Source organism: Deefgea salmonis (assembly GCF_020531905.1).
Classification (GTDB): Bacteria; Pseudomonadota; Gammaproteobacteria; order Burkholderiales; family Chitinibacteraceae; genus Deefgea; species Deefgea salmonis.
The window spans coordinates 196,587-219,020 of record NZ_JAJAWG010000002.1 but is presented as its reverse complement, the minus strand read 5'-3'; the positions used below and the strand labels follow the sequence as shown (position 1 = coordinate 219,020).

At 41.8% G+C, this 22,434-nt stretch carries 19 protein-coding genes and 1 pseudogene; 5 read left to right on the top strand and 15 right to left on the bottom strand.

Features of this window, described 5'->3' with window-relative positions; genetic code table 11:
* Positions 1–9: 9 nt before the first annotated feature.
* Genes LG219_RS04715 through LG219_RS04650 form a run of 14 tightly spaced genes read right to left on the bottom strand, consistent with a single transcriptional unit; the run spans position 10 to position 16,228 of the window.
* Positions 10–2,223: a heparinase II/III domain-containing protein gene (locus LG219_RS04715; protein WP_226763386.1), complete on the bottom strand. Its 2,214-nt coding sequence runs from the start codon at positions 2,221–2,223 to the stop codon at positions 10–12.
* Between the two features lie 17 nt (positions 2,224–2,240).
* A complete protein-coding gene (locus LG219_RS04710; protein WP_226763385.1) occupies positions 2,241–3,449 on the bottom strand; it encodes a glycosyltransferase family 4 protein in 1,209 nt (402 codons plus the stop codon).
* Positions 3,440–4,762: a flippase gene (locus LG219_RS04705; RefSeq protein ID WP_226763384.1), complete on the bottom strand. Its 1,323-nt coding sequence runs from the start codon at positions 4,760–4,762 to the stop codon at positions 3,440–3,442. Before LG219_RS04705 ends, LG219_RS04710 begins: the two co-directional genes overlap by 10 nt.
* Positions 4,756–5,772, bottom strand: coding sequence for a glycosyltransferase family 2 protein (locus LG219_RS04700; protein ID WP_479431129.1), 1,017 nt, complete (start codon positions 5,770–5,772; stop codon positions 4,756–4,758). The genes LG219_RS04705 and LG219_RS04700 overlap by 7 nt, the downstream gene beginning before the upstream one ends.
* Complete coding sequence (locus LG219_RS04695) at positions 5,762–6,445, bottom strand: glycosyltransferase family 32 protein (RefSeq protein WP_226763382.1); 684 nt, start codon at positions 6,443–6,445, stop codon at positions 5,762–5,764. The genes LG219_RS04700 and LG219_RS04695 overlap by 11 nt, the downstream gene beginning before the upstream one ends.
* 3 nt (positions 6,446–6,448) lie before the next feature.
* On the bottom strand, positions 6,449–7,969 hold the full coding sequence (locus tag LG219_RS04690; protein WP_226763381.1) for a hypothetical protein: 1,521 nt from the start codon (positions 7,967–7,969) through the stop codon (positions 6,449–6,451).
* On the bottom strand, positions 7,962–8,633 hold the full coding sequence (gene epsI, locus LG219_RS04685; RefSeq protein WP_226763380.1) for an exosortase-associated protein EpsI, B-type: 672 nt from the start codon (positions 8,631–8,633) through the stop codon (positions 7,962–7,964). Before epsI ends, LG219_RS04690 begins: the two co-directional genes overlap by 8 nt.
* A gap of 13 nt (positions 8,634–8,646) precedes the next feature.
* Entirely contained in the window at positions 8,647–9,531 is an 885-nt protein-coding gene (gene xrtB, locus LG219_RS04680; protein ID WP_226763379.1) for an exosortase B, read from the bottom strand.
* Positions 9,528–10,394: a chain length determinant protein tyrosine kinase EpsG gene (gene epsG / locus LG219_RS04675; RefSeq protein ID WP_226763378.1), complete on the bottom strand. Its 867-nt coding sequence runs from the start codon at positions 10,392–10,394 to the stop codon at positions 9,528–9,530. The genes xrtB and epsG overlap by 4 nt, the downstream gene beginning before the upstream one ends.
* Positions 10,391–11,764, bottom strand: coding sequence for a chain length determinant protein EpsF (gene epsF / locus LG219_RS04670; RefSeq protein WP_226763377.1), 1,374 nt, complete (start codon positions 11,762–11,764; stop codon positions 10,391–10,393). Before epsF ends, epsG begins: the two co-directional genes overlap by 4 nt.
* A gap of 29 nt (positions 11,765–11,793) precedes the next feature.
* Positions 11,794–12,585, bottom strand: coding sequence for an SLBB domain-containing protein (locus LG219_RS04665; RefSeq protein ID WP_226763376.1), 792 nt, complete (start codon positions 12,583–12,585; stop codon positions 11,794–11,796).
* Positions 12,585–13,484 carry an EpsD family peptidyl-prolyl cis-trans isomerase gene (locus LG219_RS04660; RefSeq protein ID WP_226763375.1) on the bottom strand — a complete coding sequence of 300 codons (900 nt, stop codon included), beginning with the start codon at positions 13,482–13,484 and terminating at the stop codon, positions 12,585–12,587. The genes LG219_RS04665 and LG219_RS04660 overlap by 1 nt, the downstream gene beginning before the upstream one ends.
* Before the next feature lie 31 nt (positions 13,485–13,515).
* Positions 13,516–14,988, bottom strand: a complete 1,473-nt coding sequence (locus LG219_RS04655) for an undecaprenyl-phosphate glucose phosphotransferase (RefSeq protein ID WP_226763374.1) — start codon at positions 14,986–14,988, stop codon at positions 13,516–13,518.
* 28 nt (positions 14,989–15,016) lie between these two features.
* A complete protein-coding gene (locus tag LG219_RS04650; RefSeq protein ID WP_226763373.1) occupies positions 15,017–16,228 on the bottom strand; it encodes an outer membrane beta-barrel protein in 1,212 nt (403 codons plus the stop codon).
* Between the two features lie 712 nt (positions 16,229–16,940).
* Here LG219_RS04650 and LG219_RS15555 point away from each other — a divergent pair.
* Positions 16,941–17,021: pseudogene (locus LG219_RS15555) on the top strand (PEP-CTERM sorting domain-containing protein); the annotation flags it as partial.
* Between the two features lie 83 nt (positions 17,022–17,104).
* On the opposite strand, the gene LG219_RS04640 reads toward LG219_RS15555, so the two are convergent.
* On the bottom strand, positions 17,105–18,337 hold the full coding sequence (locus tag LG219_RS04640; RefSeq protein ID WP_226763372.1) for a DUF1615 domain-containing protein: 1,233 nt from the start codon (positions 18,335–18,337) through the stop codon (positions 17,105–17,107).
* Between the two features lie 355 nt (positions 18,338–18,692).
* Between LG219_RS04640 and LG219_RS04635 the strand changes: the two genes are divergently transcribed.
* Genes LG219_RS04635 through LG219_RS04620 form a run of 4 tightly spaced genes read left to right on the top strand, consistent with a single transcriptional unit; the run spans position 18,693 to position 22,415 of the window.
* Positions 18,693–19,601 (top strand): ribokinase, encoded by a 909-nt coding sequence (locus tag LG219_RS04635; protein ID WP_226763371.1) that lies wholly within the window; start codon positions 18,693–18,695, stop codon positions 19,599–19,601.
* A complete protein-coding gene (rbsD, locus tag LG219_RS04630) occupies positions 19,598–19,996 on the top strand; it encodes a D-ribose pyranase (protein WP_226763370.1) in 399 nt (132 codons plus the stop codon). Before LG219_RS04635 ends, rbsD begins: the two co-directional genes overlap by 4 nt.
* Before the next feature lie 8 nt (positions 19,997–20,004).
* Positions 20,005–21,480, top strand: a complete 1,476-nt coding sequence (locus LG219_RS04625; RefSeq protein WP_226763369.1) for a sugar ABC transporter ATP-binding protein — start codon at positions 20,005–20,007, stop codon at positions 21,478–21,480.
* A complete protein-coding gene (locus tag LG219_RS04620; RefSeq protein WP_226763368.1) occupies positions 21,477–22,415 on the top strand; it encodes an ABC transporter permease in 939 nt (312 codons plus the stop codon). Before LG219_RS04625 ends, LG219_RS04620 begins: the two co-directional genes overlap by 4 nt.
* Positions 22,416–22,434 lie beyond the last annotated feature (19 nt).

The following is a 22,434-nucleotide window of genomic DNA, read 5'->3' as shown; positions in this document are numbered from 1 at the left end:
CCATCTGAGTTAGAAGTTAATTTCTTTACTATCAAGTATCAATTTTGACTGGTCAAAATCAAAACTATAGCTTGGCTTTATCAAGCAATTTAGATTAATGATATGAACAAATTGTTGTTCAAGCATTAAACTCGAAGATACCCGCAGATGCCAAACAGGGGGAATTGACTTCATTTCAGGCGGAACATCGTAGCCACTCGTTTGAACAGCATTCGTTAATTCTGGCCAAACCGTATTAATACAAATCGGTTTACCTTGATTTGGCAAAACGTATTGCTTTGGTAGCGAAAGATCAAATGCCTCATTCGCATGCAGATTCCATTCAAATTGTCGCGCCACGGGGGATTTCAGCTTATCCCAAACCACGATTAAATTTTGATCACGTAAATACCAAATTCGGCGCAATGCTTGGCTTAATTGCCCGCCATAGGCTTGCATAGCATCGCCTTCGACCATATCGATCTTGTCTGCAAATTGATATTGAGTAATTTGGCCTTTTGCCAATGTACTCGCATTAGTATCATGGGTAATTTGCCCTTGGCCACCATCAAACGTGATCCCGTTATGGGCCTTAGTATGTCGATACCATTGATGCCAATGGGCTGATCCATACCAATCATAAATACCACTATCGACCAAGATCGGCCGGCCTTGATCCACTAAAGTAAACGTATTTTGATCGCCGTGGCTGTGATTAAAACTGCCATATGGACTGGATTTAAAATACAAAGACGTGCGATTTCGATCTGCCAATTCGCTGTGCATTGCTGCCCAGCCTATCGTTGGAAAATAGTACGAATTAATACTAGGCAAAGCGGTTGCAGCACTTTCAATCGGTAAGGGCAATGGTGCTGAAAGCAAAGTACTAGCACTTTCATCGCCAATTAAATTTCGATAATACCAAGCCGCTAAGGGTGTATTAAATCGGCTCGCGTAGGCTTTCATTAACGGGAAATAAGGCTTAGTTTCGGCCCCATCCCCAAAAACATGGCTAGGCGAGCCTGGCGGTAGAAAATAAGCAAAGTACGACAGCATCCCTTTTGACCACGGTTTGTCATAAAAACTAATACCCGAAGCAATCGCGATGGGATCCCATAGCTGTAAATAAAAATCGGCAGAATATTCAGCATAAGCGGAGCCATTAGCAAATCCCCCCTCTTCACCACCAAATGGATTTATATATTGTGCATACGCATGGAATGTATCGCGAAACCAAATATCGGCCTCGGGCGCATCACCCACCAATAAGGTCGAAATCGCGGCCACATAGCCCAGATTGGTAGAACCATGCGAATCAAATGGCGTCTGATCCAAGCGCCAATTGTAATTGGCTAAATCACGATAGATTTCCCAAGTTCGGGCCTTGGCGTTGTTCAACCAAGCGATACGCGTTACTGCTGGTAAATCACTCGCTAGTAAATCAATACTTTGTACCAGTGCCCATGCGATAGCTCGCGTTGCTTGATCTTGATTTTTATAACTCGTCGACCCTTTTAAATCGAGCGCGACTAAAGCATTCCCTCGGCGAATCGCCTCGGAAAAATAATTAGGATTGCGTGTAATTTGCCAGAGTAATGCACTATTGCGTAACTGACGTGATTCGGCTTCTGCACGGTTACGAATATTAGCTTGCGATGCCGCCCAAGCAGAACTATCTACGCTGCTCGCAATTAGTGGTATATCTGTATCTTTTAAAATCGGACTTTGTATTTGTAAATCAACATTATTTTTTAAACTCGATACAGAATTAGTGCGCTCAGTATTTATTTTTAAGCGCCAATCGTCGACGCCTGCAGAATGAATTGGCAATGACTTCGGACGAGACTTTGCTTTCAACCGACTCAAAAGTAGCGCATTTTCTGGCACTAAAAACACATCTGCATTAGCCGCTAAAGTAAATTGACGCCAATCGCTCCAAACGGCACCCGCATCTTTCGTACGAACTCGCCAAGAATACGTATCCGCAGGGAATAACTGACTAGGTAACAGCCAATTCCTCATCACATTAAATGAATAATTAATACCACGACCACTTAGCAATTGAACCTCATAGCCAGTAGGAATACGAGCAGGCTGTGGCCAACGAAATTGTGGTGGATTTTGCTTAATTTCAGCTTGATGAACAGGAAATGCAGTAACAACTAGAGGATCAGTTGTCTCAATCCAATCTGCAAAGCTAGCAGGAAGAATAAATACAAAAAACAACGCAATAATATTTTTCACATTCATTCCTTATTAATTTATTTACATACCGAAAGTAAATTCTGATAGCACTTAAAAATAGAATGAGAAATAACATTATAATTTCTATTATTACGCACATAATTTTTAGCATTGACAGACATGACATGTAATTTATTTTTATCGGAATACAATATTTCAATAGCCGAAACAAATGACTCAACCGTCATAGGTACGCACAAGCCGGCAGCGCTTTGATTAATAACCAATTGTTGATCGGGGATATCATTACCAACACAAGGAATACCACAAGCCAGATACTCAACTGCTTTTGTTGGCGATGAGACATCAAATAATTTTCCACGGGGTATTGGTGATAAACCAACATCAACACTAGCAAGCAGCGATATACCCTCAAGCTGCGGCATCCAACCAGATATTTCAACTTTTCCTTGCAGGCCTTTACGGCCAATTTCTTCACGTAACCAAACACGATCAGACTCTGTTACACCATCACCAATAATCAGTAATTTAATATTTTGAATCTTGCAACTGGCGGCAAGTAAAACATCCAATAGGAAATCAGACTGCCTCGCTTTAGAAATTGATCCCAAATATCCGAGAACAAACGAATCGTCGTCACAAGCTAGATGCGGTTTAGCCACAGGCTCAGAGAACATTTCAAGATCAACCCCCATCGGAACCGCGTGCATTTTGGCAATAGAAAATCCACGACTTGCCATTTCTCGCTTCATTGCCTCACTTTGCACAAAAATAAGATTCGCCGTCTTTGGCAGCAGCTTATAAAAAAACCAATTTGCCAATTTATAACGCAGCATAAAAGCGAAAGACTTCAACTTACTTGCGCCCTTCAATGATTGCCATGACAACTCATAACCTTCAACAATTGGAAAGGAAACCCAATAAACGAAAGGTTTATTCCATAAAAAAGACGAAAGCCACGCAGCTGGCAACAATCGAATACGATCACGAACCTGAATAATATCGGCCGTACGGCCATACAATAAAAGAAACCAAGACTCTAACAGCATACAATAAAAGGTCTTTATTATGCCCTCGCCATCAGTCGCTGAAACCGATACGTCGCCAGCATTCCATACAATAGGACTCAGATTTTGAGATTTAGAGCGGCCGACCAAATGCGTGGAGATTCCTTTATCAAATAAATATTTACCAAAAAGAATTTTTACATCAACACGGAACGGTGGTAGCGCATCTCGCATGGCAAATAATATTTTCAACCCCATACAATGCTCTTTCCTCTAATGATTCGCAACATAACGACAAATGCTTGATTTTGCATATCAGCCAAATCTTTAAATATTGGTAACATACGATACAACACAACTTGCATTAACACATATGAGCATAAGGTAGCAATTGCAGCACCTAATGCCCCCCAAAGAGGAATAAATAAATAGTTAAGCATAAAATTAACCAGTAATAAAAAAAATGACTTCCATATCATTTGTTTTTGTCGTTGCTGAGCCAAAAGATATTGGCCTGTTGGCGCATCAAAAAAAATCAGAATCGCCATAAAAACATGAACATATAAAATGGGCAAAGCATCAGCATATTGCTCCCCAAGCAAAAAGGGAATGGCGTACTGTCCCAACACTAATACGCCAACAACAGGAATAAATGACAACAAGAAAAGATAAGCCATTATATTTGAAATATTTTGCTTTAATACTGCTTCATTCTCAATATTAAAAATATACTTCGGCGATAGAGAGTTCATAATAATAGGTGCAAACGACCACCAAATCTCAGAAAATCGTAACGCTGCAGAATACATTCCAACTTGTGAAAAATTAGTAAACCAGCCTAGCATTAATTGATCCGTTCTAGCGCTGAGTGAACCGACTAATGATGCAAGCGCAATTGGGGCACCTTGTCGCAGCATTAATACAATGCTACTCAACCTATATCGCCAAGTGCTAATTTTGCCACCATAAATTTTATACAATAAAAATAACGAAGCACAAATAAGCGCCGACTCAATTAAAATAGCAAAGCCAAACCAAATCAATTCAAACGCACCAATAACTAATATTATTCTAAATATTGCTGCTAAAATTCTAATTATATTTTGCGCCATTACAGGTTTTGCAACATCAAGCTTACTTTGAAAAAACAAGAAAATTCCTGCTGGCATCTCAGCAAATGGAATTGCCAAGCTCATAAATATTACCAATTTAACCAGCAATAAATCATTGCCATGCGTGATTAAAATTCCCGCAATTGCTAGAACTCCAGCTAAAATAGAACCGAACAATCTAATTGCAAAGGCAGCCCCCATGAGCTCGCCCTCACTTCCTTCTTCACGAACTAAATTCCTAATTACGTTCTCACCAACACCAAACCATGCAATGGCATTAAACAAAGAAACCCAGGCCAAAGCAAAGGTATACATTCCATATTGGCTAGGGCCTAAATATCTAGCAATCCAGAGCCCAACAATCACCCCCGAAAACATACGAATTATTTTTTCGCTAACAAGCCATAGCATCGATTTTATGCTTGCTGAATTCATTTTGTTTTTTATGCTACTTAGCATTTACGCACCAAGGCTTTGAATGCAAAACGAAATAAGTCTAGATTAACCACAAAACGACTTGGATTATTCTTGAAATACTCAAAAATAATTCGTAATCCCAAGTTGGAAGCATTATGTTTACAAACCGACATCCAAATACTATTTAGTGTTTTATCTAATGAGGACTGATCATAAATATGAAAACTTAAATTTGCCGCCTTAATTTTATTTAGCCAGTCGCAGCAGTTTTGCAAAAGTTCTACTGATGGTGGTAAGTTAAACCACTCTAAGTATCGATGAATGATTAGTTCATCTGGGGAGGCGTTGATATTCAGAGACCTTAGTTCAGCTAGAGTAATCATATCTAGACAACGTGACAACTCAGTTTTTTTCTCTTTAGATGTATTCGTTGAATGTACACGATAGAAAGTGAGTACTTCAGGAAGATTAACTAGATTATTATTTTTACTTAACTGAATATACAAGGCATAATCTTCTGCATAAGGTATGTCTAGGTCAAACAAATTATTTTTTAATAGATTTGAGCGAATCATAAACGAAGAGGTATTAATGCATATTTTAAATAGCAATAGTGCTTTTATTTCTTTTGCTTGCGTTGGATATCTCCATGGTTTGCCACGAATAGCACCATTGGAATCAATCGACTGCACAAATGCGCCGACGCCTGCCGCACTTGGCTCCACTTCTAAAAAACAAACTTGTTTTTCTAGTCTTGTTGGAAATGCAATATCATCAGAGTCTAAAAAAGCAATATAATCACCATTTGAATTGGAAATTGCAAAGTTTCGTGTATAAATCAAGCCTTTATTTACAGAATTAATATAGAACTTCACCCGAGCATCAGCATAACGTTGCACTATTTCTGAAGTAGCATCGGTAGAACCATCATCAACAACTATCAATTCGAAATTGCGGTAAGTCTGAATTAATACACTATCTATCGCTGCTTCAATATACTTTGCTGCATTAAATGCGGGCATAATTATTGAAACCAAGGGTTTACTTGTCATTGAATATTTTATTTTTAATGTTGTTAAATCGGAACTTTATTCTGCTACGCAAGGTTTTAGTTTCATCTTTCCATGACCCTGCCCACCGATGAATCCCATACGCATTAGGGAACTCTTCATTTTCTCTATGCGTCTCATTCCAGTTATAAGGGTAGAAATATTCACGTGGAAATAATGTTAAATCATTATTAAAGCCATAATTTAAAATTATATACGTAAAAAATCCTGGTCCTGTTTCTCGAGTTGGAACAGTAAGGCCAATCACTTTGGGCATACTTATGATACATTGTTCCATCAGCTTCGATTTTTTCTCTGCCCCAACAAGTCCTATCGAAACAGAGCGGCCATCTTCTGAGCACGAAAAATTTTTAACATCTTCAAGCAAAAATTCAATAGGTTTTTTACATTCAAAATCAGTATCAATATAAACACCACCTAATTCATATAAAATTTCATACCGTAAAATATCAGCCATTTGTGCATAATTTTCACATTGGTCTAGTTGTGAGATAAATCTAGACTTAAACGGCAAATTATCTAAATTCCATAATTGGTATGACCAATCTGGATGTAGCTGCAACCAAGAATCACGATATTTAGCATATTTTTCAGGCAAATTAGGATTTTCTTTATTGATCCATATTTGATGAAATATTTTAGGTATGTGCTGCACGTATTAAATCCTTTTATATATATTATTGCCGTACAAAATGGTACCCACTACAAAAGCCAACAGGATTTGAATCGTAGGAGAATCAATCGCATCACGATTATAAATATATAGCACCACAACAATAAATATAAACATTGAGCAAACTTTAAGTACGGGGCTCAGAGCCTCATTTGAATTGCGTTTTGAGACTCCAAAACCAAGCCAAGCAATTTGTAAGTTAAAAGCAACCATTGCCAAAACGCCTAAAATTCCTAACTCCCAAAGTAAAATCGATAGCGTACTGGTTGAAAGCGTAAATGGGTATTTCATTGCTAAAGTACCAGCACCCAGCGTTTGACTTTCCCTAGTAGTAGCTGCACCGTTTCCAAATAATGACGTTAAATCAAGTAGATTTTGATTATAATAAAACCAACGTTCTATCGCACCCAAGCGGGAAACCTCACGAGTAATAGGATTGTAAAATCCAATATCTTTTTCCGCAAAGAACATATAGTCAATATACCGACCTATATTTACATCTGAATATCCAGATTCAGATGAATACATAGCAGCATACGTATATAAAATAGATAATAAAATCAGAAATATAACCATCAGTACAAGTAAAAATCGGCTTGGTGATTTTAATATCTCACGCCAATTTAATATTAAAAATCCTATTGGTAATAGTAGCAAAACAATCTTCACCTCTGCTAATGCAATTGACACTACAGAAAAAATTACCACAATAGAACTTGATAACAAGCTAAGTTGTTTTTCTTTATAAAATTCAATCGCTAAAAAAATAGAAAAAAATAAGAACAGCGCTAAAGCAGCACTAGCACCTCCAGTTAAGTAATTCCCACCAAAAGTACCAACAACGACATCCCAACTTGCACCATTACGACCTACCATGTAAAAGCGCTGAAACAATGCCAATGGCAATTGCAAAACAGCAATCGCCAAAATCATTTTGAATACATTCACTAATTTATTACTATCTAGGAACCCCAATACCACACAAAATGCAACAACCCAAGGCAGCATATAATTTTTAATGATTAATGCTATACCACCTATATTTGCACCATTGGCAATCCAAGACAAAATAGCAATTACAAAAAAAACCAGCAACAAAAAGAATTTTCCAAATTTTGTATTGTTTTCATCTGCGCTCAAGCATGGCACAGCTCTATTTGTCCAAGCCAAATACCATAACACTCGAAGCAGCAATACAAAACAAAAAATATAATTCAACCAAAATGCTTGTGAGAATCCAAGCCAAAATGAGATTTGACCTGTAATCAAAACAGGAAAAAACAATGTAGAAATCAATAGAAAACGAATGGGAATATAACAGCTAGCAAGTAATGAGAAAAATACACCTACTAACAATGCTACATAAATAGGCATAAAACTTAACCAATAGCCTACATACATAGAAAATACGATTGACATGACAAATACAGCTAAAACTGATTTACTCCACCCTGCTGGTTTCATTACTTCGAGAAAATAAGCCTTTAATATATTATGACTATTCACTGGTAACTCCAAATAGCCTTTCCCTTGATTTTACAGTTAGTTTTTTATACAGATCAGTAACAAATAATTCTTGCGTTTTATATTCCAGATTGCGATCATCTCCAATAGTTGAAATACGTACAAGAAGACCATCTGGCACTGTTCTCGACAAAGCATATTTTAATTGTATTAATTTAGTAGAATCACCAGGCAAGGTTAAATAATTACCAGTTACCGTCCAATATAAAATAGGTTCATGGCGCTCGCCACTTACAGCATAAATTCTATTTACAGGCAATTCTTTATCACCTACATTGAGTTTAATTGAATCAATTTTATCTACAGTAAATCCTTGCGCGGGATAACAAACCTCTGGTAAATGCACACCCATTGCATCACTTTGATCAGCAACATAGGCCAAGCTAACCATAACCCTTTGTCCAGCTGTATTTACATATGTTTTGCTCGCCACATCAGAGTATATTTTTTTTATTGTGTCTTGGATTGCTTGGTTTTCAATCACATTCACTTGCTGCTTATCAACACGCCAAGCGCCAATCGTATCGGGTAGAGTATCTACTAATAAAACACTTCTTTCCTCCGACATTTTTTTATTCGGCTTTATATAATCAACAATAAAAAAAGAGAAAATCATTAATCCGCAAAGTAATGCTTGAAGAGTCATTTTAACTTTCAATTTATTCACCTCGCTCTTTTAAAAAAACGCCAAGAATTTTATCTAAAGTAAACATCCCTATTAATGCAATCGCAAACAATGCCATTCCCGCAAAATCATGAATAAAGCCCTGCCCTGCTGCATCACCAAAATGGTAGGTTACTAATATTAACGTCATTACACGGATAATATTGGCAGCAAAAGCAATTGGGATAATAGAAAGAATCAATAAAGTATTGCGAATTTTGCTACTGTGATTGGTGATATACACATACAACGAGCCCACCGCCAATAGGCTAAACATAGAATGCATGCCCGAACAGGCATCAGCAACGAGTAATTGATAGTGTCCAATAGTAATTAATACACCGCTACGCGCTACGGGATAGCCTGCAGAATATAATAACACTTCGGCAATATGAGATACTTGCCCTTTTAATGCCCCTGTTAAAGCATCCACAATCGAACCGGGTAAAGGAATCAAAAACAACATAAATACGATAGCAAACCAAGCGATTGATAGCGCGCGCCAACCCTTACTAACCAGTAATAAGCCACAAGTTAATGGAATAAATGCACCAATTTCAAAAATCAAAATCGATTGAGAACGACCTAGTATATAGATGAATAATGCACTTATAACGAACATAAATCCAAGAATAGGATTTGGAGTTGTATTTATTTTCGCAATTTTATCTTTTACTTGCCAAAACAACCAAATAACAATGGCCAGAATAATTGGCCCATGGGCTTGATCATCACTTTTCCAGGTGCTATTGACTAGGTTAATAATGGTTGAAATTGACAATACCAAAAAACCTAGCAATATTAGAAAATTCTGTTTTAAAAAAATGGCCAAATTAAATTGGCCATTTTCAATGACTGTATTGCTATTTTCCATCATCATTCTTCCTGAGATAGAACACAACCGAGCAAAGTCGCACTTGCTGATTGCAATTGTAATTTAGCGGATTCTAGCCCTTTTGCCGGTGTTTGATTGCGGCTGGCCACCAAGATCGTACCTTTAACACGTGAAGCAACTAATTGCGCATCTGCGGCATCTTTTAATGCGCTAGTACAATAGATCACTACGTCATAGGCTTGTGCTAACTCAGCAACGATATTACTAAATACGTCTCTTGAGAGTAGTTCTTGTGGATTAGGCGCAGTCGTACCAGCCGTTAAGATCGATAAATCCCTAAACTCACTAATGCGTTGTACTGCCTCTAAACCACTACGACCGACTAAGATATCACTCAGGCCTTTACGGTTTTCTACCGCAAAGAGTTGGTGCTGCACGGCATTGCGTAAATTAGCGTCAACCAACAAAGTGTGTTCACCCAATTGCGAGAATACAATCGCTAAATTGGCGGCCAAGATATCGCAGGTGTTATCGGCATCGTAGGAGGCCAATGCCACCGATTTATTTCCGCCTTCTACCCAACGTAATAAAATTTGGCTGCGTAAGCTACGTAAAGCTTCAACTCGCGAATCAAATGGTGAATAAGCCGCAACCAACTTTTGATCGACGGCACTTTGCCCTGCGACGAGATAGGCATATTCAAATTGCTGCGCCAATACATCTTGGATGTCATTTTCGGTAACAAATCCCAGCTTGATGGCGGCTTCCCCAAAACGTCCACCAGTTTCTTTCTGTAGTCTTAAAATCTTTTCAGCTTGTTGCGCATTAATTTTGCCATTAACCAATAATTGCTGGCCGATATTGCCTTTGATCACTTCATTGGCGATTGGATCAGGGATAGCATTCATGCTGGGGCTCCTACTTTAAAACCAAATCGACGTTTCTTTTTGGGAGGCAATAAATCAGCTAAAACTGTCAGCCCTAACATTGATTCGATATCATCTTTAGACCGAATACGCCGATCAGCTAATTCAGCTAACATTGCAAATCCAATCGCCAATAATCCGCCGACAATAATCGCCAAAATTAAGTTCAGCATCGTTTTTGGGCTGGAATGTTTCATTGGCTCAGGCGCTGATTTGATAATAGAAATATTACTTTGATCAGAGCGGCTTTCGAGCATGGTTTGACTAAAGCGTTGCAATGCTTGGTCGTAGCTGCGCTGAGCACTATCCACATTGCGCAGCAACACATCGATTGCGGCGCGCTGCGATTTTAAGTCTAATACTTTTTCTTTTTGTGTTTGCAATGCAGTATTGAGTGAGGCTTGGCGTGAGGCCGAATTGCCTGCAGCACTATTGAGGCCACCGGCGTATTGCCCCATCAGTTCATTAAGCTGGCTGCGCGTTGCATTGAGCTCAGCCATTGCTTGTTGGTTATGCGGATGATTGGCACCATTTTTTTCCGACAGTTGATTGTATTTGGCCTCTTGCACCGCCAGCTGGCCTTTCAACTGCTGAATCAATGGATTGTTTAATACATCCGGTGCAACATTACCGCCACGAGCACGTGATTGTGCGTCAAAGGTTTGCGATTGCGCCCCGACCACTTGACTAGATAACTCATTGAGGCGTTGAGTTTCAACATCTAAACGCTCGTCTGAACCCACAATGCCATGGGTTTGCTGATATTCAGAAAGTTTATTTTGCGCTTTTTCTAAATTACTTTGTAATGATTTAAGCTGCTCTTGGAAAAACACATTATTTTGCTGCGCAGCGTCTGTTTTAATATCAATCGTGGTGCGGATATACGCTTGTGCAAAATTATTCGCCAATGCTGCCGCAAATTTAGGGTCAGTCGAGGTGTATTCCAAATTAATGATATTACTTTCTCGGCTGGGCTTTACTGTCAAACCTTTTAGCAATGACTCGGCAAACCAATTGCGAATATCACCTCTGCCATTGGTGGCTGCTTGAAATTGCGCTTGCGCCTCGGGCAACTGAGCAAGACCTAAAGTATCCACCACCTTCAGTGCCGTATTTTGACTAGAAATCATCTCGACTTGGGTCGCCATATAACTGGGAGCCATATAGCCAACGATCTGTTGCCCAGTCACTGGATCGGCCGCTTTTACATCCAGCGCTAATGTAGCTTCTGCGGTGTATTGCTTAGGGAGCAATACACTGACAACCAACGTTGTCAGTATTACGACAAAGAACACCGAAATTGCGATCCATTTTCTAGCGCGCAGGATATTTAATAATTGTTCAAAAGTCATCGAATTTACTCAGCAGTGATAGGGCGCGATTAAAACCAGCTTTCTTGCACATAAACGGTATCGCCTTCACGAATGAAGTCGGAAAGTTTTGCCGAAAGTTTTTCTATTTGTCCTTCTGCTGTAACACGATGAATTTGCAGGCTGCTATGCGACGCACGTGGATTAAATCCACCAGCGAGTGAGAGCGCTTGCATCAAGGTCATTTTCGGCTCTAAGCGAAAAGCGCCGGGGCGGTTAACCTCGCCATACACATAAAATTGCTGTGCTCTCGGTATATACACCGTATCGCTATTCATAATTTGAATGTGGCGTTTTTCAGGATTAGCTAATTGCGTCAATTTGCTCAGCTCATACTCAATGCGTTGCTCGCCACGCAAGATCACCACCTTGTCACCGCCATTTGGACTTATACCGCCCGCGATCGCCAGTAAATCAATGATATTAGTGGCACTATCGAGCGCATATCGGCCCGGTTTATTCACTTCGCCCAATACCGCCACCCTTTGGCTGCGGTATTGCACGATTAAAACATTGACATTGGGCTTTTTAATGAAATTACCTTCAATTAATTTTTTAGCAATTAATGTCTCAGCTTGCGTGTAATCTAAACCCTCTAGTTTCACCACACCAATTAAGGGAAAAGCTAAAGCCCCTTCATTATTGAGCTGAACCTCAGTGGTTAAATCGGGGTGGTCATAGACTTGGATTTTCACCACATCGCCTGAGCCCAAAACATAGTCACCTTTCGGTTGGGCCCAAGCAATCGCAGTCAGCAGACTTAGCAAGCCAAAACACAGCAGCATGCCCAATTTTTTAAACATTATTTCAATCCTTTTAATCCAGCTTTAAGACTGTCATCGACTGCCGAGGCATTCATTGCACCGGTAGCAGGAGCCGCCACAGGAGCGGAAGCAAATTTTTGTAAGTACTCAATTTTTGCCGCAGCTCGTAAAGCTTTAAGTTTGGTTTTTGCGCTTTCTTGTGCGGCATTAGTGCTTAAATAACGCTTAATTAATGGCTCTGCCTCAACCGGCGTGACAGGCGCTGCTTGGCTATCTTTTAATTGCAAAAGCATTATTTTGTCACCTTCATTCATCGACAAAATATCGCCTTGCTTCATTGCGACAAATTTAGGTAGCATTTGCATTGGTAGTTGCTCTGCTGCGCGCCGGCCTTCATTGATTTCAAATGGAATATTGGCGGCATCTAAGATGGCTTTTACTTTCATCGGCGTTACAGCAGTATCTAGCTGAGCAATAATTGCATCATTTAACTTAGCCTTGTCCAATAAAAACATTACAAATTCATAGTTTTTTCTATCCGCGAATAGGCCTGAATTTTTTGCATAAAAATCATCAACTGCCGCTTTGCTTGGTTCCGCTGGTTTACCCATCACACGCTCTGCGGCGGCTTGCGCTAAAATTTGGCGTTTAGCCGCTTCAATCGCTTGAACAATATTTGGTTCACGGTCCAGCTTTAATTCGCTGGCTTTATTGAGCAGTAATTCTTGGTCAATCAGTTGATCTAATACTTGTTGTTTTTGTTCAGCAGTCGCTTGTGGAATTTTGCCTAATACAAAATTTAGTTGGTGTACAGTAATCTCAGCATCATTCACTTTGGCGAGGACTTGGCTAGGTGATTTCTTTTCTTCTTTATCGTTACATGCCGTGAGTAAAAATAGCGTTGAAAGCGCAAGGACTACTGTGCTTAATTTTTTCATTATTCATTCCTCAAAGTTTAAAATGTTATTTTCAAAAAGCATTTTTGTCTCGGAACATGCCAGTCGCCGTCCGCCAAATAATCTTTAAATCAAGCCAGACAGACCAATTTCTTAAATATTCTAAATCGTATAAAATTCGGCCTTCCATCTTTTCTAAAGTATCGGTTTCCCCCCGAAAACCATTCACTTGCGCCCAGCCAGTAATGCCCGGCTTCACTTTATGACGAATCATGTAACCTTTAATTAATTTTCTGTATTGCTCGTTATGGGCATTCGCATGTGGTCTTGGACCAACAATACTCATTTTTCCCTGTAATACATTAATAAATTGAGGCAGTTCATCCAGTGATGTTCTACGAATAAATCTACCGATCGGTGTAAGTCGCATATCGTTTTTTTTAGCTTGAATCACTTGATCGCCATCTTCCATCACGGTCATCGAGCGAAACTTATAGACCAAGACACTCTGACCATCTTCACCATAACGCTTTTGTTTAAAAAAGATAGGTCCTGCAGAGGTAAGTTTGACTGCAATAGCGACGACCAACAGAACCGGCCAAATCAACAGCAAAATCAGCAACGACAGTACAATATCTGTAATCCTCTTTACTAAGCCGTTAAGCCCTAGAAAAGGACTTTCACAAATAGCCACCACCGGTAAACCAGCGACATTATCAAACCTAGCATTAATCAAATCAAAAACAAACAAATCCGGAATAAAATAAATCGATGCGGTACTATCTTTTAAATAATCAAGCAATTCCATCACCCGCGGCTGCGCCGTCATTGGTAATGTAATATAAATTTGATGCACTGTATTTTCACAAATATATTCTGGAAATACGCTCAGATCGCCAATGATCTCTTCTGAATTAATGCCATCTAATCTTGAAGCATCTCTATCCTCAAAAAAACCTAGGAATTCCATTTTAAGAAATGATTGCTGTTGAATATTTTTTGCCAGCATTTGGCCCGGCTTATTCGCGCCAATAATCAGTATTTTTTTAACATTATTTTGAACTGGGTGCAGTACAAACAATCTAAATAGAAAATGCGTTAATATCAAAACTAGAGGCGCTACAACTGCCCATGTTAGATAATAAGGTGGGTACATATAAGTGCTAAATCCGGATACTTGCCCGATAAAAAACAAGCTTAATAATACACACCCCCATTCAAGCGAAAAACGGCATAAGCCTAACAATTGTCTAGAATAACCAGGAACAAATAAAAATATACCATCTAGCAAAATTGCCGTAAGCAAAAAAGCTAACACGCCGAATACAAATTCAACGCCATCAATTGCAATTTCAAAAGGTATAGCGAGCGCATAAAGCGTAGCCACAACGATAAATGGATCTAAGCAAAGCTTAAAAAAACCAATGACTGGCGACGAATTACTAAACTCGCGAAAACGATCACCTAACAAGCTGGGTGCCTGTAAAGTTTGATCGCCACTCTGAACCGGCTTTAATAGATTTTTTTCAGGAACATCTTGATGCAAAGCAGTTACATCCTATTAATCATATCAATCAGAAATTGTATTTTAACGACACACCAACTTGCTCGTCGTTATAATCAAACTGGTTAATTTTTTCATTTCTTAATTCAAATTGCACATAAGATTGAATCATCATGCTGCGCAACACTTGATAATCGTAGGACACTCGAAAAGTGTCATAAACAGAATCTTGCGTCACAATACCAATAGATGTTTCTATTTTTAACTGCCGATAGTTATATCGTGCGCCCAGTTTTGATTTATCTGCGAAATCCCAATTCGCAGATAAATATGCAGTTCGTTCCAAATCACGGCCAATCACATTGCTTCCAAATGATTCAAAATTTTGTCCGGCACCTGTTTTTAAAGTTGTTTTTTCTGTTAAAGCCCACATTAAATCAATATTTGCGGTTGGTTTTTTATTTTTAGTGCCATTAAATTGTGATTTCCATTGACTATATCCGGCCGTTAAATTGGCATTAAATTTATCGGATACTGGCCAATTCAGCCCCAAACTTGTATTTTGATCTGAATAGCCGCGCAAATTAGCGGGGATAAAAAATAAGGGCTCTGCATAATTGTATTTAGACCAGTTGTGTAGCAAGGTCAGAGCGAATCCTCGATCTGAGATATACCGCAAGCCACCGCCAAATTGTCGGTCATTCGCATTTTGATACTTTCTTACATCATGGTTTTCTTCGGTATACGATGCGTTCGCAACTAAAGCCCAATTGCTCAATAACCGCCAGTTGCCATTCCAATTGGCCCGGTTGGTTTTGACGGTATCAACGACGGCTACACGTACGTCGTCAAACGAGGACAATTGACTGCTCGATGATACGGATAAATTGCCATTCCATTGATTGCCCACGACCCAATTCCAGCCTAGGCCCACGTCCCAAGCAGGGCCATTGAGCTCATCAAAAACCAAATAATTCGCCTGTGAAAAATCAGCCGTTGCATAGAAATTTTGCCGACTCACAGGCAGATCAAGCCGTCCCCCGACGCCAACGGTAAAACTTGAGTCACTTTTTTGCTGGTGTTGACGTGTTGAATTATTTTGTTGCGTGTCCGATAGCCGAAATACGTTTGAGTCATAAATATAAGCAATATTTGTAAATAATTTGACCGTATCCTCAGGGTCAGAAGCAGCTTGTGTATTCCCGATGGCCAGTACACTCAATAGCAACAAATTCTTTTTCAACATTACCGGTTTATTCCAAAAATAGAGCGCCAGATACATTATCAACACAAAATTATTACGATTAGATTACTTGCTTTCAAGTCAACCTATGACTATACCACCGTCATTAATTACTGTGTAATTAAATAAAGTCGTGCTTATTTAGTAATTTATTATGTCTAATATTTCTTCAAGCTTATTTATGTTGTGCTACAAGCTTACCTTCAGCGCCATTGAACATTAAAATTTACGTTAACTTGCACAGTGCTTTCACAACAAATCAATCTGTGGCTCGTATAAATCTTGCTGATTTTGGGCTTAAATTCGTCGTTTTTAGTCGTATCAACCCGCAGCGCTCAGTCCTGAAAATAGTTAGTCATATTCGCTAACCCATTGACCCAAAATAGATATCGCCAATTCGATTATTTGCATCGATCAACAAAATGAATATCATCCATACAGAATGCATACAAGCTAATGAAATTTAATTTTATAGCCTTACTTTGGCTAGTTTGCTTAAATTCGCATGCATCAATCGTGCAATACAAATAGGTTATTGACTTACCATTGATATCAGTCTTGCCGGGTGAACAGCAAAATGACTATGCCGCGATTGAGTCGCTATTTACCAACACGACAATGTCTGCACAGGATGCTTTGTCAGGTCGTTTGGTTTCTTTTGTCGACTCGCCCACTATTGCAGGCGCGTCCGAGCGAAGCGCGGCATCTGCCGCTTTTTCTGCGCAGAACAACTCAACCCTAACTCCAACCAGAACCTGAAACCTATGCGCTGATGGGTATTGGACTGTGTGCTCTATTGGCGGCACGCCGCAATCGTAATTCGCAAACATAATTCAACCTGCATAAAACGCAGGCGTAAAAAAAGAAGGGATATCCCTTCTTTTTTTACGCCCTAATCACGCTGCTGAGCCGGTATCAGCGCCGTGCCATACAAGTTTCATAACGCCATAACACGCGTTTAGCAAACCATTCAGTGGTTAGTTTTCGGGTGATTTTTGGGCTTTTTAAATCGATTTGCGGCAATGCAGCGCGCGGGTAAGCCTGACCGTTTTTTTCTGCGAGTGCATAAGTCTTTTTATACAATTCGGTTTGGCCAAACCCAGATAATTTTTCTAGTTTTAGATCCCGCAAAATCGCTTCATTACTCATGCCTAATTGCTTGGCAAGTCGATAAAGGGCCGCTTGCGTGCTGCTGGTGCCTGTCGGCGTGCCATTGCTATAGCGGAGTAAATCGCCGTCTTGTTCTAAGGCTTGTCCCGTGAGTTTAGAAACCAGCTGCTGAAATGCGGTATTACGACTGGCATAACGTCCGGCGTTATAGTCTGCAAAGCGATACACCATATCCGTATAGGGCGCTGGGTATTGCAGCAAAATGGCTAGACCGAAATACGTCCCCCCTCGGCGGGTAAACACTTCATTGCGAACGCTACCTTTCATTGCATACGGATAAGGCCATGCCTTAACGTGGCCTTGCGCAAATTCAACGCTCACTTGCATTGGACCGCCAGTACGAATCGGGTTTTTCATATTCAGAGGTAAATTAAGATTTTCAGCTTCATCAGCCAAATCCTCAAATAAAGCATTCATTTCTCGTTCAGTACGCAGCGTATCAATGCGCTCTTTATAGCTTTTTCCTGTGGGCGATTTTTTCAGCAATGCAGTTTGTACCGCAATCAATGGAATGTGATATTTGGCAGCTCGCTCGCCAATCGCGCTCCAGACAATTTTAGGCAATCCCGGCACCGTTGGATCGCCCTGCCAGCTTGACTCTTGCTCAATGGTTGCTGCGGCCGCGCAAAAATAAGCGGCGGTATACGGCAATTTTAACGCCGTAAAAGCATCCAAAATATCGGCCGACCACCCTGCTCGCTCTGGCATTTTGGCCGGCAGTAATTGATTTAATAAAGCGCGAGCTTCTTGCACATTCAATGGTTTTACGGTTGAAACTGGGGCAGGAATTAATGTCGGCTCGATCACGACGACGGGGATCGGGCTTGCCGTGGGGGTCGGCGTTGGCAAGATGGTTGGTGTGGTGAGCGCAGTCGGCGTTGCAGTCGGCATAGGCATCACATTTTGCTGCGGTGAAGGTGTTGCACATGCCGCCAAGGCCATGCTGATGGCTAAAGCCCCCAGACTACGTAAATTCATGTTCTAACTCATTTTATTTTCTGAATCGCGCAGCTTAAAAAATCTGCCTCACAACAGCAAGCAAAAATACAAATGGTTACCCGAATTTAAGCGCCAAACACCTCGGAAGGGCTTAAAAACGCTGGCTTTTAGCTGTATTGATTTCACCGACACCGCAGCGAAAACTCAGCACATTTGTCCTTTTTTCTATTCTTTTTTGAATCACCTACAGGCTTACCGCACTAGGGATGTAGTGTATTTATTTTCACTACATTAGTTTGATATAAATCAATTTTGCGCTGCTGATTACGGTTTAGCATACCAAATCGATGAGAAATTCATCACCTAATCCGATTAGCATCGTTGCGGAGGCATCATGAGTCAGGTGTTAGTGGTTGGTAGTATCAATATGGATTTAGTCGTTCATGTCGCACAGTTTCCCCGTCTAGGCGAAACGCTGTTTGGACAGTCTTTTGCCACCTATCACGGTGGTAAAGGCGCGAACCAAGCGGTCGCAGCTGCGCGATTGGGGGCGCAAGTGACGATGATTGGTCGCGTTGGTGACGATGCCTTTGGTCAAGAACTCATCGCAGCACTCGCCGATGAAGGCATCAATACCGAATGGCTTTGTCAAAGCAAAAACCAAGCAACAGGCATTGCCGCTATCACCCTTACCGGTAGCGACAACGCCATTATTGTCGTTCCTGGGGCCAATGCCGATCTAAGTCCTGCCGATTTACTCGCCGCTGAAGCGGCATTTATCAATGCCGATGTCGTACTAGCCCAACTTGAATCACCAATGGCCACCATTGAGATGGCAGCGCAACTCGCCGCACGTCACAACAAACCTTTTATTCTCAATCCAGCACCAGCAATGCCTTTATCCAAAGCATTGCTAGCGCAAGTAAGTTTACTCACGCCCAATGAGTACGAGCTTGCGGCCGCATTAGCCCTTCCTGAAGCGGATTGGCGAGCAAGCTTGGCGGCGCATCCAGGTCAAGTGTTAATGACCGCCGGCCAAGACGGTGCGTATTACACCAATCCACAAGGCGAACTTCAGCAGCAAACCAGCTTTAAAGTAACGGCAGTCGATACCACCGGTGCAGGAGACACGTTTAATGGCGCATTGGCCGCGTTCTGGCATTTGGGCTTAGCTCAAGCCAGCAAAATGGCCTGTGCCGCAGGCGCTTTATCGGTGACTCAAGCCGGCGCCCAAGGGGGCATGCCCACTTTAGCGCAATTGCAGGCCTTTTTGGCCGCCAATGATGCCAAGGAGCTGGTATGAAAAAACATGGTCATCTCAACCGAGACATCAGCCGGGTGCTGGCCAGCATGGGCCATACCGATTGCATCGTCATTGCCGATTGCGGCTTACCGATTCCACCGCATGTTGAATGCATCGATTTATCAATTGAACTGGGCAATCCAGCTTATTTCACCGTATTGGATAGCATTTTGGCCGACTTTCAAGTCGAACGGGCGGTCCTTGCCAGTGAATGCCAAAGTCTCAACCCCACCGTCGCCAGCCAAGCTGAAGCCATGCGCCAACAAGGCATCAACATTGACTTTGTGCCGCACGAACAATTCAAACAGTTAAGCCACCATGCACGCGCCATTATTCGTACCGGTGAAGCCAGCCCTTACGCCAATATCGTGCTGTATTCCGGTGTTATTTTTTAGGGGGCGGCATGTTGATTAAAATGAGTGGCATCAGCAAAGCTTTTGGCCCAGTCAAAGTGCTGGAAAACGTAGAGTTCTCACTTGAGCGCGGTCAAGTCCATGCCTTAATGGGTGAGAACGGTGCGGGCAAATCAACACTGATGAAAATCTTATGCGGCGTGCACCACGCCGATCAAGGTCAAATCGCGGTGGATGGTCAAACGGTCAAAATCCATAGCACCAATGACGCAGAACAGTACGGTATCGCAATTATTCACCAAGAACTCAATCTTATTGCCCAATTATCGGTGATGGAGAATATGTTTTTGGGCCGTGAGCCGCAGCGCTTTGGCGTGATCAATCGCCTAAAAATGCGTGAGCAGTGCTTGGAATATCTCAAATTACTGGGGATTGAAAATCTCGACCCTGACCTTGAGGCCGGACAATTGTCGATTGGTCAGCAACAAATGGTCGAAATCGCCAAAGCGCTCTCGCTCAATGCCCAAACGCTGATTATGGATGAGCCCACTGCGGCCCTTTCTGAGCGCGAAACTGAAAAACTATTTGCCATTATTGCCGATTTGAAATCCCGCGGCGTTGGCATTGTTTATGTCTCACATCGAATGGAAGAGATTTTTAAAGTTTGCGACAAAATTTCAGTATTGCGCGACGGGCAATTTGTTGGCGAGCGCGAGATCGTCAAAACCAATTTTGATGAAATTGTTCGCATGATGGTCGGCCGTGAGATCGGAGATCGCTTTCCAGTACGCCAAGCGCAACTCGGAGAAGTCCGGCTTAAAGTCAGCGATTTAGCCGACGCTAGCATCAGCGGTATTAATTTCGAAGTGCGGGCCGGAGAAGTCCTCGGTATTGCGGGCCTGATGGGGGCCGGCCGCAGTGAAATTCTGAAAACCATTTTTGGTATTAATCCAAAACGGGCCGGTCGCATCGAGCTCGATGGTCAAGCGCTGATTTGCAATCAGCCCAGTGACGCTATTGCCGCCGGCATTGGTTTTGTCACCGAAGATCGAAAAAGCCAAGGTCTCGTGCTGGGCATGTCAGTCCGTGAAAACGCGACCCTCGCCAATTTAGCAGCGCACGCTCGCTATGGCGTGATCAATCATACGAAGCAAATGCTCGTGGTACAGCGCGAAATCGACCGTATGCATATACGAACTCGCGACGCCGAGCTAGAAGTGCAATCGCTCTCGGGTGGCAATCAACAAAAAGTCGTGTTTGCCAAATGGCTGGGGATTGCGCCAAAAGTATTACTGCTGGACGAGCCCACTCGTGGTGTTGACGTCGGTGGTAAAGCCGAGATTTACCAAATCATTAATGAATTAGCGCAATCAGGTGTTGCGATTGTCATGGTCTCGTCTGAGCTCCCTGAAGTATTGGCCTTAAGTGATCGAATTTTAGTGATGCACCAAGGCCATCAGGCTGGCATTTTTAGCCAAGCATCCGCCGAAACCATTATGACTGCAGCAACTGGAGGTTTGAAATGAACGTACAACAAAAAGCCACACTCCAAAAACTAGGCCCATTTTTGGCGCTCTTGGTGCTAGCCACAGGCTTGGCCATTACCAGCCCTGATTTTCTGACTGTTGGTAACTTACTCAATGTATTTCGCCAAGTCTCGATCAATGCTTTGATCGCTTTTGGGATGACGCTGGTCATTTTACTCGGTGGCATTGATCTATCGGTCGGTTCGATTTTAGCGCTGTCATCGGTCCTTACCGCATTGATGCTCAGTCATGGGATTGATCCGGTGGTCGCAACCAGCGTAGGGGTTTTGGCCGGCGCCGGTATGGGGATGCTCAACGGACTGGTGATTAGCAAAGGCAAGGTTGCGCCGTTTATTGCTACGCTGGGCATGATGACGATTTTACGCGGCCTCTCTTTGGTCTTTTCTGATGGCCGCCCAATTTCGGGTTTACACAGCGACTTTTTTGCCATGCTCGGCGGTGGCTATGTTGCCGGCTTAATTCCAGTGCCAGTGATTATCATGCTGGTGATGTTTGCGGTGTTTTGGTTTGTCCTTAAAAAGACCGTATTTGGTCGTCACGTCTATGCCGTCGGTGGCAATGAAGAAGCGGCGCGGCTTTCTGGGATCAATACCGATCGCATCAAAATTTGGGTTTACACCTTGTCCGGCGCAATGGCGGCAACGGCCGGGATGATTTTGACCTCTCGACTCAGCTCGGCGCAACCGACAGCAGGGACTGGCTATGAATTGGATGCGATTGCGGCAGTGGTCTTGGGCGGCACCAGTCTGACTGGTGGTCGTGGCTGGATCTTCGGCACTTTAGTCGGCGCCCTATTAATCGGGATTTTGAATAACGGCTTGAACTTGCTTGGCGTTTCATCGTTTTACCAGCAAGTGATCAAAGGCGTGGTGATTTTGCTCGCCGTCTTACTGGATCGCGCGAATAAAAAATAATCGCCTAGAGGCCGGTTGG